The organism is Mucilaginibacter rubeus (genome assembly GCF_003286415.2).
Lineage (GTDB): Bacteria > Bacteroidota > Bacteroidia > Sphingobacteriales > Sphingobacteriaceae > Mucilaginibacter > Mucilaginibacter rubeus_A.
The window spans coordinates 466,306-485,116 of the sequence record NZ_CP043450.1 but is presented as its reverse complement, the minus strand read 5'-3'; the positions used below and the strand labels follow the sequence as shown (position 1 = coordinate 485,116).

Annotated in this window: 9 protein-coding genes; 1 reads left to right on the top strand and 8 read right to left on the bottom strand. The window is 43.1% G+C overall.

Annotation, left to right across the window (positions count from 1 at the left end; translation table 11 throughout):
* The 8 genes from DEO27_RS02100 to DEO27_RS02065 all read right to left on the bottom strand — a co-directional run bounded on the left by DEO27_RS02100 (position 1) and on the right by DEO27_RS02065 (position 14,260).
* Complete coding sequence (locus DEO27_RS02100) at positions 1-993, bottom strand: pectinesterase family protein (protein ID WP_112569266.1); 993 nt, start codon at positions 991-993, stop codon at positions 1-3.
* Positions 993-2,648: a glycoside hydrolase family 28 protein gene (locus tag DEO27_RS02095; protein ID WP_112569263.1), complete on the bottom strand. Its 1,656-nt coding sequence runs from the start codon at positions 2,646-2,648 to the stop codon at positions 993-995. The genes DEO27_RS02100 and DEO27_RS02095 overlap by 1 nt, the downstream gene beginning before the upstream one ends.
* A gap of 535 nt (positions 2,649-3,183) precedes the next feature.
* On the bottom strand, positions 3,184-5,229 hold the full coding sequence (locus DEO27_RS02090; RefSeq protein ID WP_223818130.1) for a hypothetical protein: 2,046 nt from the start codon (positions 5,227-5,229) through the stop codon (positions 3,184-3,186).
* A 27-nt stretch (positions 5,230-5,256) separates the two neighbouring features.
* Positions 5,257-6,684, bottom strand: a complete 1,428-nt coding sequence (locus DEO27_RS02085) for a hypothetical protein (protein WP_223818129.1) — start codon at positions 6,682-6,684, stop codon at positions 5,257-5,259.
* Positions 6,685-6,806: 122 nt separating this feature from the next.
* Entirely contained in the window at positions 6,807-8,405 is a 1,599-nt protein-coding gene (locus DEO27_RS02080) for a solute:sodium symporter family transporter (RefSeq protein WP_112569258.1), read from the bottom strand.
* Positions 8,406-8,414: 9 nt separating this feature from the next.
* Positions 8,415-9,425 (bottom strand): GntR family transcriptional regulator, encoded by a 1,011-nt coding sequence (locus DEO27_RS02075; protein ID WP_112569256.1) that lies wholly within the window; start codon positions 9,423-9,425, stop codon positions 8,415-8,417.
* Between the two features lie 72 nt (positions 9,426-9,497).
* Positions 9,498-11,150 (bottom strand): RagB/SusD family nutrient uptake outer membrane protein, encoded by a 1,653-nt coding sequence (locus tag DEO27_RS02070; RefSeq protein ID WP_112569254.1) that lies wholly within the window; start codon positions 11,148-11,150, stop codon positions 9,498-9,500.
* 11 nt (positions 11,151-11,161) lie between these two features.
* Positions 11,162-14,260: a SusC/RagA family TonB-linked outer membrane protein gene (locus tag DEO27_RS02065; protein WP_112569252.1), complete on the bottom strand. Its 3,099-nt coding sequence runs from the start codon at positions 14,258-14,260 to the stop codon at positions 11,162-11,164.
* Positions 14,261-15,077: 817 nt separating this feature from the next.
* On the opposite strand from DEO27_RS02065, the gene DEO27_RS02060 reads away from it, so the two are divergent.
* Complete coding sequence (locus DEO27_RS02060; protein WP_112569250.1) at positions 15,078-18,509, top strand: SUMF1/EgtB/PvdO family nonheme iron enzyme; 3,432 nt, start codon at positions 15,078-15,080, stop codon at positions 18,507-18,509.
* The last annotated feature ends 302 nt before the right edge of the window (positions 18,510-18,811 follow it).

Here is an 18,811-nt window from a genome sequence, read left to right as displayed (position 1 = left end):
TCATTTTATCAGCGTTACATCCCATTTGTCGTTCCCGGCAAGTATGTTATTCAAAGTATATTTTTTCGCTTCAGCATCCGTCAATTGGTGCGACCATGGTGCCCGCTTACTTATATCGGTACCCTTACTCTTGTATTCGGCAAAAAATGCGGTCTTTTCATTTTCAGGATTACGCCAGTTGTCCCAGCCTGTGGCGGAGATGTGAGTATCCATCTGCGTATTGATAAAAACCGATTTGGCATAAGGTCGCCATGGCCTGCCCAGAAAAACTTTTTTAACAGCCGTATCAGCAGGAATCAACTTACAGCTCAAAAACACAAAGCCAAACTGCTGCCTTGCTGTGGTTGCGGGAGCGGTTATGAAAGAGTTTTTAAGGCTCCTGATCACACAGTTTTGAAAAACCGCCGTGGCTTCGCCAAAAATAAAATCGGTAGTACCTTCAATATAGCAGTCCTTATAAAACTGGCGACTGTTCTCGGTTCCCGCGTAAACCGTATCCTGATTGCCCAACAGCCTGCAATTGATCACTGCGCACCTGTCACCCTCAACATGTAAAGCTACAGCCTGGCCTACCGGTCCGGCGGCATTTGCAATGGTTAAATTACGGGCTATAAAATCGTTGCCCTGAGCCAAAACCGTGTAGGAAGTATAAGTTGTAAACTCGGCTTTTGCGAAAGCATCCTTTCCCTGAGGATTTGGCTTGCCGGAGAAATCGCTGTTGATTACGATGGTTTTATTCTGATCCTCACCCAACAGTTCGATATTGCATTTCCAGGATGGGATCACCAGTTTTTCCTGATAAATACCAGCTTTGATATTAATAACAACCCTTTGCTGCGACAGATCACGGACTGCGTTTACAGCCTGCTGAATGGTTTTAAAATCGCAGCTGCCATCCTGCGCTACAGTAAAATGATTTGGATAAGTAACAGCCTGTGCCAGCAGCAGAGCAGGTACAAAAACAATCCACATCAATAGCGCCGCCCTCTTCATTATTTTGAACCGATTAAAGCGTTTTCGGTTGCCCCTGAACTAAATGCTGCTTTGTTTTTAGCTTTCGAGGTATCTGTACTCAGCAGTTTTATTTGCTGCGATTTCTTTCCGCTGATCCTGAGCAGCAACTGCGTATCGCCATAAGTAATATGATCAAAGCTGATATTGCTGCTATTTTGAATATTGATGAGCGGGTTGGTTTCTTTACTTTCGAAATGGATATTTTTCAGGGAGATATTCTGTGCTTCAATCACATCCGCTCCTTTAGTAGTTTTGAATGTACTGTTTTCGATGTGGATATCCTTAATTCCCATCTCGGGTAGTCCCCTGATCATGAGCGCTTTTTCGGTGCCGTTGCAAGCCACATTATCTACATAAAATTTGCGGAAAGCAGGTGTAGCTTCGGTTACCGGTACAACGGCCTGGTCATTTACATCGCCATCTTCGCCGGGCGATTTACCGCCATAGTACATATCAAACAAGATGGCCTCATGAACAATATCTTTCATGGCGATATCCTTAATAAAGATATTTTCGACCACGCCACCCCGGCCACGGGTAGTTTTAAAGCGCAAACCAATATCCGAGCCTATGAATGTGCAGTTAGATACAAAAATATTCCTCGCCCCGCCAGACATTTCGCTGCCTATCACAAAGCCTCCGTGCGAACGGTAAACCACATTATCCCTTACAATTACATTTTCGGTAGGTTTGCCCCGTTTGCGGCCTTCCCCGTCCCTGCCCGATTTGATGCAGATACCATCATCGCCGGCATCAAAAGTGCTGCCTTCTATCAGAACATTCCTGCACGATTCTACATCGATACCGTCACCATTCTGCGCGTTCCAGGGATTTCTAACCTTTACGTTTTGCACCGTAAGATCTTCGCACAATAGCGTGTGAATATCCCATGCCGGCGAATTTTGCAGCGTAACGCCCTGCAACAATACCTTTTTGCAGTTGGTAAGCACCAACATATTGGGCCTGAAAAAGTCTTTAAAGGCTTCGTTATCTTTTATAGTTTTGCCGTTGCCTATTACCCCGGCTCCTGGAGCTTTTAACCCATTGACATAGCTTTGGGATGGATACCATGCTTTGCCGTTTTCGCTCACCACACCACCTGAAACTACCAGTTTATTCCATTCGGCTTCGGTTAACCTATCTTTACCAATAGCCCGCCAAACCTCGCCATGTCCATCAATGACACCCTCACCCGTTATGGCAATGTTTGTAAGATCGGTTCCCGATATCGGCGATTCATTACGTACGGCGGCGTGACCTTCGTAATTGCCTTCAACAAGCTTGTATTGGGTTTTATCATCGGTAAATTGTAACAGTGCCGCACGGCTTACATGCAGGTTAACATTACTTTTCATCGCCAGCGGACCAGTCAGCCATAATCCCTGCGGAATAAGCACTACCCCACCGCCTTTGGCGCTGCAAGCAGCTATGGTTTTGTTGATACTAACCGTATTCAATGTAATGCCATCGGGCTTAGCGCCGTATTTTAAAATGCTGATGGTGTCCTTTTTAAACACAGGCTTGCTCACCTGCGGCAAATGCTGCCAGGAGTATTGCTGTACCTGTGCCTGCGATGTAACACAGCCTGCCAAAAGCAAAACCACTACCCTAACCGTTGTTTTTATTACCGACATGTTTTTATTTTAAAACAGCTATTTATCGCCTTATAATTGGATGCAGGATTGTTAAATCCCAAACAAGATTAAAGGCTGAGGGCAATAAAAAAAAGGAATTGTCCAACTAAAAAAGCGCAAACGTTCCCAGAAACGTTTGCGTAAAATTTTAAGCGGTTTGAAAACATAGCCGGATTGCTAAGTTGGCCGGACGGACACATCCCGCCAATTTGCACCGTCAGTTGCTGTTCAATCAATACACGGGAGAAGCATGTTTGAAAGGGTAGCACCTACGGCGCAAAAAATCCAATCTGTTATTCTGCTACAAACAGGTATCCCCTACGGGGAATTAAGGTCTGATAAAAATTATGCTCATGGGGATTGGGCCAATTTGAAAACATAGCAGAATAGCTATCCCAGTTGGATAGCAATCCTGCCAATTTGCGCCGTTAGGTGCTACCTATTTGTAGATTATCATCCCGAAAATCCAATTGCGCCGTAGGTGCTACCCAATCGCCCATGGAAGAATCATCTTTAAGAGGGTATCATCAAGGCCCTACAATACCACTTTTACGGTATCGCCGTTTTTGATAACGTAGGTATGCTGTTTAGCTCCCTGGATAACTTTTACGGCAATTTTTCCACCCGCCTGTCTTGAAATACGGAGGTTAAAAACTTTTCCGAAGGCTTTAATTCTATTCAAGGCCATATCGTTCCAGTTACTTGGTAGCCTGGGCGTGCAATTAAAGCTGTTAAAACCGGTAGGTCTTATACCGAATAATCCCTCGGTGAAGATCCGGCAATACAGACCACTTTCTGCCGATAAATGGCGTTGGTTGCCCTCGGGATAAGCCTCGACCGGGTATGGCACATGCTCTCCCAACAGTCTGCGGGTTGAGTAATAATGCAGATAGTTTATTGCCTTGTCAGTTGCACCGGCCTGTAACACACCACGTAAGGCATACAAAGTTGACCGATCCCAGAATGTTTCTTTTCCGGCTTCGGTTGCCAGTCCATCTGCTGTCCATAGTTTTGGCGAAAACAGCGCCTGGATAGTTCCTTCTTTCCTGTCGAAAATACCCATGGCCAATGGCATACAGATCCAAGCCCGGAGGGTATTGTTGGTTTCGTAATAACGATAGGTTTGGTATCCGTCGATAGTCGCGCCAAAGTATTTTTCTATTGCGGCTTTAAGCTGGGCCGCTTCTTTCCGGTAGCCATCGGTAATTTTAGCAGGAACCTGCAACTGTTTACCAAGCAGCGCTGCTGATGTCAAAGCATCATAATACAAGCAATTGGTTGATAAATTGGCTTTCCCCGCCGGAAACCGTCCTTCCAGTTCGTCGGCATCAGATGTTACTACACCTTCCTGGTTAATGTGCCTGCGGCTGTACTCCAGGCACCAGGTTATCAGCGGCCATAATTTGCGGGCCGAATCTATTTTACCATAAGCAAGCGCAAATCTTGAAGCTCCGTAAGCTATCATAGCCTGGTCGCCGCGGTCGCCTGCCCCATTCCAGTAAGTATCGCCCTCGGCTACAATTGAACTGGGGATTGGCTTGTATTGCGGGTTCATATAACTTGCAAATAAGCGATAACAATTCATGGCCGATAAAACGCCTATGCTATCGCCAGAAAAAGCAAAATACGGACTTACATATTCTGCCTGGTCATTAGCCCAGATAGCCGCATAATATGATAAACCACCTGGCCCGTGCATATAACCTGCTTTTGTTTTAAAAATGCTCTCTGTGGCGCGTATTTTGGCAAAAGCAAACTCGGTATTTAAAATGCTATCGGGCGTTTGCAATTGCAGGGGCGATAAAATCTCCGCTACACGTTGTTTCCTTGCGGTTTCTTCGGCTGAGGGATTAACCGGGTTTAACATTCCCGGATGATCGGTAGCGAGGTAACAAACAGACAAGGCTACCGATTGCCCCGGCTGCAATACATGCCTGCCATCATTAACCGTTTGCATGATCACTGTATGCGGTGCCGATTTACTGGTGGCGGAATCGGTTGTAACCATCCGGCTTAATTTTTCCATCGAAACAGTTACCTGTTCGCTGCCCTTATTTGTGATGGTAAACTTTTCAATAGCCAAAGGTTTATCAACCGAAGGAAACAAACTGCGGTCTATACTGATTGTTCCTTTTTTACCTGCCTGGCCCAATACATGCATAATACCATGTTGGTTAATGCTTTTAACTTTTAGGTTTATATCCCCGGCACCTTGTTCACTGGTTATATGCAGCAGCTGGTTATTAATATAAATGCGCGGCAGTTCATTATCATGAAAGGTGTAAGCGATATGGCTCCGGGTGTCATCAGGCAGCATCCGGAAAGTAGGAAAAACCACGGTGCGGGTCAGGTTAGCCAGGCCGCTGGTATCCACTCCATACTTAACCCATAATGAAACCTTTTCGCCCGACATTTCGATATGGTCGGTATGTGGTAGGCGGTTATCTGTTTTCCAGGAGATACTGCCATTAGGTTGTATAGCCCACCTGTTATTTTGTTTAGCAAGACCAGCTTGTTGCGACTGAGCACAATAGGCCGATAAAATAGAATATAGAAAGATGCAGTTTTTAATAAACTTCATAAGGCAGAAAGCATAATTGCCGATAGATTAATATACTTTGATGTTAACTTTTTGATTGGGGTTAACGGTGGTTTCAACAAAAGATACTGCTTTGTTTTGCAGATCCTTTCCCGCTTTAGCGGCCATAGCTTTACCGTTAACATTGGCATGTTTAAAACTGCCGTAAAACATGGCTTTCCATTTAAAAGACCGGCCCCCTGTATTTTTTATGGCCGATTGCTGCCCGCTTAAATGATCCAAACTGATATTGGTGTTTAAAAGCGGCACATCGCTGATAGCAGCGTTACCAGAGGCATCGGTTTTGTAAATGGTGCTTAAAGTTTGTGTACGGGCGTCGGGCGATATCCCCATTAAGCCTTGTACTACACCCTCTACTATGCCGTAAGATACTTCAGGATATTCCCGGCGAGCGGTTGAGGGATCGGAAAGCAACAGGATATAATCACGGGCCTTTTCCCACCGGCCAAACTTGTAAAACAGGAAGGGATAGTACGACATATTTTCGACATTGATCCTGGCCGCGGTAACCCTATCCAGGGTTTTGCCCGCCCTTGCGCTATCTTTCAAGGCATCAAACCAAAGCAAAAACGTTTCTCCTTCATCTTTTCCAAACTGACCGGTGTTGCTGTGATAGGTATAGTATTGGTTATCCTTATCGCTCCACCAGTCGGCCTCAAGGCGGTCGAGATATTTTTGTGCTTTTTTGGCGTAAACCGCAGCCTCTTTTGTTTTTCCTTTAAGGGTAAGAATATCCGAGTAGGTAATCATCCCACGATAAAGTGCTGCTACCAGATCGACACCGGTTTTAAGGTTTTGTACTCCTTCCGAATAAGAAGGTAAGCCCCGGCAACGGTGAAAGGAATCACTTTCATTATACGGAACGGGCGCGTTAGGATGCGCGGGACGTTTCAATAAAGAATCGGCGGCCAATACCCAGCTGTTGATATACTCGTTCACAGATCTCTGCTGAAAATTAACAAACGCAGGGGCATCAATATAGTGACGGTTGCCGGTCCACAGGTACATTCGCCAGCTTGCATTTAACACATCAAAATTCGCGGGCAGGTTATACCAAAACTCCTTATCGTTGCGGTAATCATCGGGAGCAGGCTTATTCCATTTGTTGATTTCCCAGTATGAGCACCAATCTTTTGACTGCGAAATGTTACCGGCAAATAAATTGAACATATTAATGTTCTCCCGGCTCAAGCCTAATACTTCGGCACCAATGCACTGATGTGACACATCCCGCATACAAAATGCAGATCTTGGAGGAAGCGCAGATTCATACCAGGGGCCAACAGGGTCTGTAGCACCACCTCTGTAATGCAGGGCTTGCTCTTTTGCCCAATTAAAGGCCTTTTCAACAGCCTTATCCGACGATGTAAAGGCCGGTTGAGCGACGGCGTTAAAACATACAAAAAGCAATAAAAGCAGGCTTGCTTTATATTTCATTAAGGCCATATCGTAAATTATTTAATGTTTATAATGTATTAAGGTTATAGCAAATATACAATAAAGTATAAATTCTATTCTGTTCTATTCTATAAATTATAAAATATATTTTAAACCAAGATTTACTTTGCCAGAATCAATGGGGAGAACATCACAAATAACGCTATCATGAGGATAAGCAGGATAGCTGCAAAATAGTACCGGTTTTCCCAGGGGCGGATATCTACCAGGTTATTCAGCTTTAAAGTATAGGGCACCGGCATAGGATATAACTTACCGATAAGCAACATCAAACCACATGTAATCACAAACAAAATGGCCAGGATATGCAGGAAATGAATATGCGTATTCACCACCAATTGAGTACACGCGTAGCAGGTAATAAAAAAGCCCAACCCTATTTTCGCAGCTACGCCAGGCACTTTTTTAGTTACAAAACCGATGAACATGATGGTAAAAATGGGCACGTTGAAAAAGCCGTTAACAATTTGTACGTAGGTGTAAAAACCATTTTTAACAAACATGATAAGCGGGGCTATAAACATGGCCAGCAGGCAAATCAAAATCTCAAACTGTTTGGCTGTGCGCACCAGCTTTTTTTCTGTAACCGGTTTTGAGTGTTTTTTCAACCATGGCTTGTAAATGTTCAGCATAAAAAGGGTGCTTGAGCTGTTGAGCCCGGCATTAAACGTTGTAAGCGATGCCACAAAAACAATTGCCGAAATAAAACCCGCGATAAAAGGCGGCGATACCTGGCTAACCAATCTTGGAAAAGCCTCGGCGGTGTTGTGCATATTGGCAAAAACATGTACAGCAATAATCCCGGGGATATTGAGCAACAGCGGCGATATCAGCTTTCCTAAACCGGCAAGCGCGATACCTTTTTGCGAGGTTTCCAGATCTTTTGACGAGAGTACCTGCTGAATAATATATTGCTCAGTGCCCCAGTAATAAAGGTTAACCAGCAGCATTCCCGTAAACAGAGCGCTAAAAGGTATAGCATCGTGTACTGAACCTATACTGTTCAAGTGCCAGGTATTTTTGGTTAGCACCTGCTGTAACCCGTTCCCTATGTTTCCGTGGCCAATGTACTTAAGGCCAAAGAAAGGCAGCAGAACCCCTCCGCAGAAAAAACCCACACCCAATAATATATCAAGCTTTGTAATTGCCTTTAATCCCCCAATAATGGATACAATGCAGCCGATAATCCCCATGATCCACACCAACACCACAATCACGGTAGTATATGATATTCCCCATACATCAGAAAAATGGTATAAACCATTAAATGCGACTGCGCCTGCATAAAGCACGGACGGTAACAGGTTGAATATATAACTGATCAGGAATATTACCGACACCAGTCGGCCTACATCTGCCCCATATCTCGCCGTCAAAAAATCGGGAGTTGTTGCTATGCCCATTTTGAGGTACAGCGGCATCATAAATTCGGATACCAGCAGCATAGCCACTACCGAACTTACGCCCCAGGCCATAACCGTCATGTTATTGGTATAGGTGAGCTCGTTTTCGCCAATGATGGATGCCGCGTTAATATTGGTAAACAACAAGCCACTGCCTACCAGCACAAAGCCAAGGCTCCTGTTGGCAAAAAACAGGTTATTCAGGGTATTAACCCGCGCAGTGCCTCTTCGGTACCATGATATAAAAACTACTATCCCGGCAAAAAATAAAAAACCGGCAATCATCATGGCATTCATATCGGTGGGTTATAACGTATTCCTGTCAAACAATAACATCGGAACGGTTAGCTGCAGTTTCTCCTTAGATAAAACAGCTTGCCCGGCCCTTTGCCCCATGCTTGAGAAATCGGCCGAGAAAGTGGTTATGCCGATAATTTCCTTAGCGGGCTCATCATTGTGCGATAATACGCCAAGGTCCTTACCAGGTTCAAGCATCTGCGTTTTACAGTCGCGCATAATTTGCCAGAGGGCAAAGTTGTCAAGCGTAAAATATACCTTCCCTTTTTGGATAGACCCGGGCACGTATTCTTCCAGTATCTTACCTTTCACGTCAAAATCTTTCAGAAATTTATTGAACGATTGTACGATCTCTTTTGGATCGAGCGAGTTTTTAGAATGGTAAAATATAAACTCATCAAACTGCTTTATCCGCGGAGCAAGCTTCGAAAACACATCGTAAGAGCTGTGCCCAAACTCCTGGGTGATGTGGTTAAACTCCCCTTCCAGCGGTTCAAACCTGTCAAACATCAGGAATTTATTACGGGGGATAATCTCCAGCAACTCTTTAGTTTTAGGATGCGGGATAGGTGCAACTACATACATTTCGTACTTCCCTCTTATCTGCAAAAGTATGGTTTCAAATATCTCGATATTACCGTGATGAAAATAGGTGGTGAGCTGTACGGTTTCCCCAAGCTCATGCCTGAAGTTACGGTAAAACTGCTCCTCAAAAGTATCCAGGTTATACATGAGCAAGGCTACATTTAAGGTTTGCCCGGTATTTCCGTTGCCAACAAAGTAGCCCAGCCTGTTTTTACTCTCCACAATCCCCCTGCTGATGAGATCTTTATAACCCTTCATGATGGTTTCGCGCGAGAAACCCAGTTCCTTGATCAACCTGTTCACCGATGGTAACACCTCATCCTGGCCGATGAATTTTTCGTCGATAGCGTTGATAATTCCCTGAACAAACCTGTCATGCTTGGAGTAAGAAGGAACTTCCGCCAGCTTTCTTATCTCATCAAATATCTTATCCATTAAGTACGTAGTTTTAGGCAAAGTAAGAAAAAAAGGCAGCTACGCTGCTGCCTTTTTTATGCATTGTTTATTTTAATTGTAATTAGGGTTCTGTTTAATATTAGGATTGATCTGGATCTCTTTACGAGGGATCGGGTAATAATAAAAACTTGGCACCCAGGTACGTTTTTGTATCGTGGTTACTTTATAAGTGAACGATGTATTGGCCGGCGAGGTTGGAGTAATAGTAATACCCAGCGCGTCTTTAGAGCCTATTTCGGCCATGCCCCATCTCCTGATATCAAAGAAGCGGTGCCCCTCAAAACATAGCTCGATCCGGCGTTCGTGACGGATGGCGTCTGTTAGCGCCGCTCCTGTAGCGGTAATAGTTGGCATGCCGGCCCTCACCCTGATCTTGTTCAGGTAGTTCAGTGCCTCGCTGCTGTTGCCAAGTGCGGCTTCAGCCTCGGCATAGTTCAGGTAGATCTCGCCCAAACGAAAAGCAACCCACTGGCAGGCACTATAAGGCTGTACATTAAAGTCATAGCTCTCATCAACCATCTTCCTGATTGTGTAACCTGTTTTTGAAGCGTTCCATGGAGATAATGAGCTTGTTTTTGAATCAAGCCCGCCCTCATAAAACTGCGCACTGCGCTTCTGAAAAGGCGCTCCATTATATAAGATATCCGCATAAAAACGTGGCTCCCTGTTTTGATATGGGTTGGTACCATTTGCAGTCCAACTAAAGTGGCTGCCATCGGCCATATCAAAATCCTCAACCATTTGCTCCAGTACATTGTATGCGCTGTAGCCATTGTAACCGTTGGGGCTCAGGTCGCGGTAAAGGGTATTGTAGCGGTCTTCCTGTACCTGGGCATTAAATACCCGCGAAAAGATCACTTCGCTGTTAAAGAAATCGGTAAAGATGGTGTTATAGGTTGTCGCGTTTCCGTGTAAGGAATAAATATTCAGGTCTATCACCGCCTTTGCAGCATCGGCGGCAGCCTGCCAGCGGCTTACATCATTACCGGTGTTAAAAGTTGGACTGGCAGCATACAACAACAAGCGGGATTTAAGGGCAAGAGCCGCGCCAAGCGTAGCCTTACCATAATCGCTGCTGTTGGTATACGTTTTTGGCAGTATCGCGGCGGCGGCGGCTATCTCGGTCAGGATAAAATCGCGTGTCTGATCATAAGTAGCCCTTGACTCAGTAAAAGTATTATCGTTAGCGGTATAAACTTTGGTGATCAGCGGAACGCCGCCAAAACGCTTTAACAATTCAAAATAGCATAATGCCCGTAAAAAGTGCACCTCTCCTTTCATATTGTTCAGCTGTGCACCATGTCCAACGCTATCGGCCATGCCTACGTTTTGAAAAAACAGGTTCGTTTTCTGAATGGTGCTGTACAGCGTTGTCCAGTAATTTAATGTGGAGCTGTAATTTAAAGGGAATGAACTCGATTGGTTATCAGGCGTTGCCTGGCCCATGATATAGGTATTTTCATTACACCAGTTAAAATTACTGTACAATTCGTCTGTTTGTGATCCCCAGCCAAAGCCGCCGTCTTTAAAGGCAAATACCGATTCTTTATAGATCTGGTTAACAAACACCTGTATCAGCGAGGGGTCCTTCCAAACGTTGTTGGTTGTAAAGGAGCTTGTGGGCTGCAGATCGATCACTTTTTTACAGGAAAAACCCGTAATCAGCAGCAGTAATAAACTAAAGGTTATATATATCTTTTTCATCACTCAATTCATTAAAATGTAACATTTACGCCCAAATTGATGATCCTTTGTTGCGGGTAGATCCTGCCATCGTTAACAGTACCTGTAGCACTTTCAGGATCAAACGAAGGCCCGAACTTATCAAACGAAAACAGGTTGTTACCGCTTACAAATACCCTTGCGCCTTTTACTTTAATCTTGCTCAGCAGCTCTTTTGAAAAGCTGTAACCCAATTCAACATTTTTGAGGCGAAGGAAGGAATCATTACGCAGCCAGAAAGTTGAGGGATACGCATTTGACCCGAACGTACGGCTGGTTGGGCCGTTAAACGTGCGCGGGTAATTGTTATCGCCCTCTTTTAACCAGCGGCCATCAAAAAACTCTTCGGCCATATTTAAGCCATTAGGTTTTAAAATAGCCTGGGCCCTTGCCTGCCCCTGGAAAAAGACAGTAAAGTCAAAGTTTTTGTACCGGCCCCCAAGCGTTAAACCATAAAGTATCTGGGGTGTGTTGGATAAGGTATTCCTTACTTTATCCAGGTCATTGATAACACCATCATGATTTACATCTTTATACCTGATATCGCCCACACCTGTACCTACCGGATGTGGATAAGCGTTAAGCTCGGCAGTGTTTTGAAAAATGCCATCGGCCTGGTATAAAAGCCATGAATCAATCGGATGACCGGTAACGCGCTGGTAATCGGGTACATTGGCCGGCTCGGCACCATAAACTACTTTGTTAACCGCGTAAGTAAGGTTTCCGTTGATGTTAAAAGAGAAATCATTGCCGAGTTTTTTGCTGTAGCCCAGGTCAAGCTCGATACCTTTGTTATCAACCTTACCCAGGTTTACATCCGGCAAAGTCAAACCGGTGTAATCAGGTACCGACGCGCTTGGCGGAACCAGGATATTTCTGCGCGATGAACGAAACGCGTCGACACTTACCGAAAAGGCATGGAATAACTGCGCGTCAAAACCGATGTTAGTAGTTGTAGCAACCTCCCAGGTTATATTAGCATTAGGCGTTGGACCTAAAGTAAAACCAGGTGTCTGTGTAGCGTTAGGGCCATAGTAATAACCGGCACCCAGGTACTGCGAAATCTGACCGGCCTGCAATCCATAAGTTTGCAGATACTGAAACGAGGCCACAGCATCGTTACCTGTTTTACCCCATGAACCCCTCAGCTTCAGGTCGTCAATAACTGATGAATGAAAAAACGGCTCCTGTGAGATACGCCATGCAGCCGAAACAGACGGGAAGAAACCGAAACGTTTACCGGCTGGGAAGTTTGGCGAACCATCATAACGCATATTATAATCAAGCAGGTACCTGTCGTCATAATTGTAAGATAGCCTGCTGATGAAGTTTTGGCGGGCAAATTGAGTAGTTGCCGAGTTATTGGTTTGCCCTTCGGTACTGCCTGCAAATAGTTCCTGCACGTTATTACTCAGGAAACCGGTGCGGTAAGCATCCAACTCGGTATAAGTTTGTTGCTGCTGCTCGTAAGCCACAAAAGCCTCAATCCCATGTTTACCAAATTTACGCTCATAACCAAGTTTGATGTTGGTTAGCCTGCTTTTGGTTTGATAATTACTGATAGAAAGGTTTGGCGGCACCGTAGAGGTATACTCATCATAGTTAGTGGTGATTTTGTTATAGCTGTAAGCAGGCGGCGGCATAGCATTAAAGCCTTTGTATGCCCTGCTATTGACATCGTAAGCAAAATAACCGTCCAAATGCAAGCCCGGGGTAACTTTGGGTAAAGCCCAGCTAAATGATGTTTTGGTTTGTAAAAAGTCGTAGGTGTTGTGGGTATAACCTAAATCCTGGTTCAGGATGTAGACCATACTGGTAGCCGGACCGCCACCAATACCAACGCCAACTTTACCATTTGGATAAACCGGGGTAAGGTAAGGATATGCGTTCCACAACTGCTGGAAAATGCCGTTGGCGTCATAACCCGGCGCTTCGCCATTTTTAAATTCGCTCCGGTACATCACATCTACGCCAATTTTAAAATTGTCGGTGGCGGCAATGTCGATATTGGCGCGGGCATTATCATTTTTATAATAATCGGCACCGCTGTTATAAATACTGTTTTGGTAAAGGTGCTGGCCAGAAATGTAATATTTCACCTTATCCGAACCGCCCCTTAATGTAAGGGTATTATTGGTTTGTGTTGCCCATTTACGCATAACGGCATCCCACCAGTTGGTATTTGGGTGACCAAGCGGATCAGATCCGTCGCGGTATTTCTGAATATCATCGGCTGTATATTCGTGCTGCTGGCCAACCAAATCGTCATATTCATTGGCTGCCTGCGCATACTGCCATGAACTTAACATTTTAGGCACCCGGGTAGGCTGCGTAATAGAAAAATTAGAGGTAAACGATAAAGTGGCTTTGCCTGCAGTACCCCTCTTGGTGGTGATCAGGATTACGCCGTTTGCCGCTCTTGCACCATAGATAGCGCCCGAAGCGTCTTTCAATACCGTAAAAGATTCTATGTCGGCAGGATCTAAACGGTTAAAGCCACGGTCGGGAATACCATCAATTACCACCAGCGGACTGGTGTTGCCTAAAGTTCCCTTACCACGTACAAGGATGCTGGCATCATCCGCACCGGGTTCACCACTGCGGGTGTTAACGATGAGGCCGGGTACCGCGCCCGCCAAGGTATTGGATACGTTAGCAACCGGCGATTTCTCCAGTTCGGTACCTTTAACGGTACTAACCGCGCCGGTAAGGTTTGCTTTTTTCCTGCTTCCGTAACCTATAACTACAACCTCGCCAAGACTGCCCGCGTTTTTATCAGGCGTCAGGGATACGTCGCCGTTCCAGTCTTTAGTAACGGATACGATTTTTTTAGTGTAGCCAACAAATGAAAACGAAAGCTTTGCATTGGCATCGGGAACGCTGATCTTATAAAAGCCGTTTTGGTCGGTACTGGTGCCCAGGCCTGTGCCCTCCAGTAAAATACTTACTCCCGGCAGGGCCTGACCATGCTCGTCGGTAACATGGCCGATGATACTTCTTTTTTGCTGGGCAAAAACGTGCTGATAACAAAGCAGCATGATACAGCACAGCAAATACATGCCCAGTTTTTTAGGTGGTACTTTTTTTTTCATAATGGTTTTTAATTTGAATAATTGGTTATTCTGTTCTGGTCTATTCTTTAATAAAGGTAGTAACAAAAATGATACGTCCAAACATTTTTATTTTTTTTGGTGAAGATTTATTGGGGAAAGGGAAGATTGGCGAGGGAACAAGGGATTACTACTTACGGTAGGTGTCCGCCTGAATAATAGATTGCTGAAAGTTTCGAATAGGAAATCCGTAATTATTAAGCTGGATTAGAGTAGTTGAGAGAAACCGTTTTTTAATTGAGTTAAAACCGGTGACGGTGTTCCAGTCAGGACTACATGGTTAAACAGCCGAGCCTGGAAATATTCAGCACGTAGTTGAATAATCCCGATCGGGAAGGTTTGACAATTAAGCAAGGAGCGTCTATTATAATAAAAACAAATTTTTATACGCTCAAACTGTAAAACAAAAGATAAATCAGAATGATAAATTATTTAGGTAAGCTTATTTAATGCTGCCTTTAATTCTAAAAAATATTGTTGCGAGCGTATCAAATCCTCATTGTTAGCTGGCAAGACTTTCTCCCAAATATTTATTGCTCTTTGCATAAATTCATAACAATTTTTAAGATCGCCTAAGTATGAATATGTGATAGCTGTATTATAGTATGCCTTGCCTAAATCCGGAAATAAAACAAGAAAATCAATTCTATGGAAATTACACTGATCGACTTTGCTGTAAACATTGATTAGGGATATAAAAAAATGATATTTTTATCTTTTGAAATCAATATTAATCATTTACTCCTTTTTTTGTTTTGTATGAATAATTAATTTTAAGCATGACTTTATAATAGGCACTATGTCGGCAAGGCAAACCAAAAAATACGACGTATTTCTCAGTCATAACAGTTTAGACAAACCAATCGTCGAAGAGATAGCCCAATGGCTGGTTAAAGAAAGCTATAAAGTTTGGTTTGATAAATGGGAGCTAATAGTTGGGGAAGCGTGGCAGGAAGAACTGGAATTAGGATTAAGCCATTCAGCTTGTTGCATCATTTTTTTTGGTTCGAATAAACTAAGTCCTTGGCAAAATGAAGAAATGAGGGTAGCCTTGTCTGCAAAAGCGTCCAATCGTTCGATAAGAGTTATACCTGTTTTATTACCATTAGCCAAAAACGAAGAAAAAGAAAGCCAACTGCCAGCTTTTCTGCAACGTTTAACCTGGGTTAAATTTGAAAACAACATATATGAAGCGGAGCCTTTGAGGCGGCTAAAATGCGGTATTGACGGAATCCCCCCAGGCCGACCGAGTAAAATTTCTAATAAAAGAACTTCAGAAAAAAATCCCTTTAAAGGCCTAGAAGCATTTGGAGAAAAAGATAAAGAATATTTTTTTGGCAGAGATTTCTTTATCCAAAAGCTAAAAAACCATATTGATCTTTACAAGCTATTAATCTTAACTGGCCCTTCAGGTAGCGGCAAGTCATCAATTATACTAGCAGGTTTAGTCCCATTACTGAGAGAGAGTAACTTGATTACCGCGATTTTCACTCCGCGGATAGATCCGATTAACGAGCTTACTGTTGCGTTAAAAAGAAGTATCGAAACCAAACAGACAGGGGAATCTTTAAAAAAAGAATTAAAAAATTCGGAGAGTGGTGAAGCTCTATATTTTTTTTTAAGACACTTTACCTCAGAAGACAAAAAAATGCTGCTTATTGTTGATCAGTTTGAAGAGATTTTCACGCAAACAACGGAAGACCTACGGATACAGTTCATAAATCTGCTTTTAAAAGCAAGAGATGATGAGAACGTCAGGATTATATTGACCATGCGTTCGGATTTCATCGGCAACTGCGCGGTGTATCCCAATTTAAATTTACTTGTTAACGACCATTTGGTTCAGATTGGCCCAATGAGCGAGGACGAATTAAGGGCAGCTATTGTTGAACCTAGCATGTTAGAAAATTTGCGGCTTGAAGAGGGGTTGGTAGACCGAATAATTTCAGATTCAAAAGGAGCATCAAGTGAATTACCTTTAATTGAATACGCATTATCTGAACTTTGGCGAAAAAGACAAGGTAATACGCTGACAAACATTGCTTACAAAAGTATTGGAGGCGTTGAAGGCGCGTTGGTAAATCGTGCAGACGCAGAATATAATCTTCTCAGCCCATCCGAACAACAACTACTCCGCAGAATGATCTCATTAAGACTTATTCAGCCCGGAGATGGAGCAATGGACACAAAAAGAAAAGCGAGCAAGACTGAACTACACTCTATGGGAGAAGAAAAATCCGTAGAAAAAATGATTCAACTTTGGACTGGCAAAAACTTAAGAATGATGACAGTCTATGAGGATCCAATTAGTAAGCAAGTTTATGTCGAATTGGCTCATGAAACATTAATCAGAAATTGGGGAAAGATTCAAGAATGGATGCAGGAAGATCGTGAGACCTCAAAGATTATAAACAAGATAAGACTCCTAGCAATAGATTACACAAATCTGGGAGAAGACTATTTATTACATGGCACTCAATTGCAACATGTAATTAAGTTTTCAGACATTTTAAGTGGTAGATTGACAGAGACCGAAGAAAAGTTCATTAAAGATAGCATAGAGAGGGAAAGAACACTAAAGGCTCGAGAGTTCAAGACAGCGCAGGATTTGAAAAATGCAAAGTCAAGGTCGTTGACTTTGCTTGTAATAACTTTAATAATCATTTTTCTAGGTTTAACAACCGTTACCATTTTGTTCTATTCTAAAAAACAGACCTTGAATGAATACGAAAGGTTAGCGGATTCAGAACGGATCAACCGGGCAAAAACGGAAGCGGAAAAGCTTTGGCCATTAGGACCTAAGTCGATTGAACCTTTGAATCAATGGATTATCAATTATAGTTTTTTGATAAACAGGCTCAAATTACATCAAGCTGCGTTAGATCGGCTTCGTTTATCAGCCTTGCAGTATACTCATAAAGAAAAATTAGCTGATTTTTTTCCAGAAATAACCGCGTTGAAGAATGCGGTTGAAGCTGAAACAAAAATCAAATCTCGACTCATGTATGCTAAAGAAAAAGAAAAACCTCCTTTAAAAAAACAGTTGAAAGAAGAAGAAGAAAGGATAGCCAAACTGAGATCGGACACAGCTGGACGCAGAACTTGGAATTTCGGAGATGATCTAGAAAAACAGTTTCGTCATGATATCCTAAGTAAACTTGTCGTGGCTTTAACTGATTTCTCGGCAAAAAACGGCTTGTTTGCCGACATAAAAGCCAGGTTAAACAAATCAAAAAAAATTAAGAAAAGCACCATTGATGATTTTAAAGCTCAATGGGCTCAAGTTAATATGCGTCTTGCTCGGAGTAAAAAATACATGAACTTAAGACTAAGTCCGCAGCTCGGATTAATTCCTCTTGGCCCCGATCCAAAGTCCGGTCTAGAAGAATTTATAGATTGGCAGACAAATGAGAAGGAACTACCGGAAAGAGCCGAAACAGGAAGTTTCACAATTAAACCGAGCACAGGAATTATTTTCGTTCTAATACCTGAAGGTGAGTTTTACATGGGCGCTCAAAAAAAGACACCGAGCTTAACTAACTACGATCGACAGGCATTAGAAAACGAAATGCCTGTCAGGAAAGTCAAGCTTAAAGCATTTTTTTTGTCAAAATATGAAATGACACAAGGGCAATGGCTTCGAATAACAGGCAAAAATCCAAGTTTTCATAAACCCGGCTATATTAGGCAACCAATGCCAAGTCCAGTAACTCTTTCGCATCCTGTAGAGCAAGTAAGCTGGAATGAGGCGAAGAGCACATTAAGCAAACTTGGTCTTGACCTACCAACTGAAGCACAGTGGGAACGGGCTGCAAGGGCTGATTTGAATTTAATTTACGCTGGAACATCAAAAATCAGTGAACTAAGCAGATTTAGCAATATCGGCGGAATAGAAGCCAAGAAAGTTTGGCCGGATCTGAAATCCACATACAAAGATAGTTGGTTGATACACTCTCCTGTGGGAAGTTTCGAGCCCAATAATTTCGGGTTGTATGACATGACAGGCAATGTTTTTGAATGGTGTAAAGATCAATATAGCGACTATTCTATTCCCCCCCGAAATGGAGATGGTTTAAGAATATCGGGCGAAACCGCTAGAATTGACCGTGGCGGAGGCTTCGCTTACGATCAACTTTCAGCCCGGATCGCTTCTAGAAATAAGGTCGACCCTGATTATAAAGATTATTTTCTGGGAGTCCGGCCTGTTCGTCTCATTTCCTATCTAAAATAACAAAAGATTTTTAGGAGATAGAACATTTATAATGTAGACTGTTATGAATAAACCGAAACTCACTGGCCAAATATTTGATAATTGGAACAATATGTATAGAAGACTTACTATGCTACTATCACCCTAAAAACTTCGATAACAAATTTCCTCACATCTTTTAGGTTATTTTTGTTACTTTCTTGCTTTCGGAGTGTGGAAAACTTATGAAGTTAGGCATTACTTTCATTAATCGTCAAATCATTTTCCTTGATTAATTTATATTCATTAAATAGATGTTCTTAAAATAAGATCAGTAGTCTCAA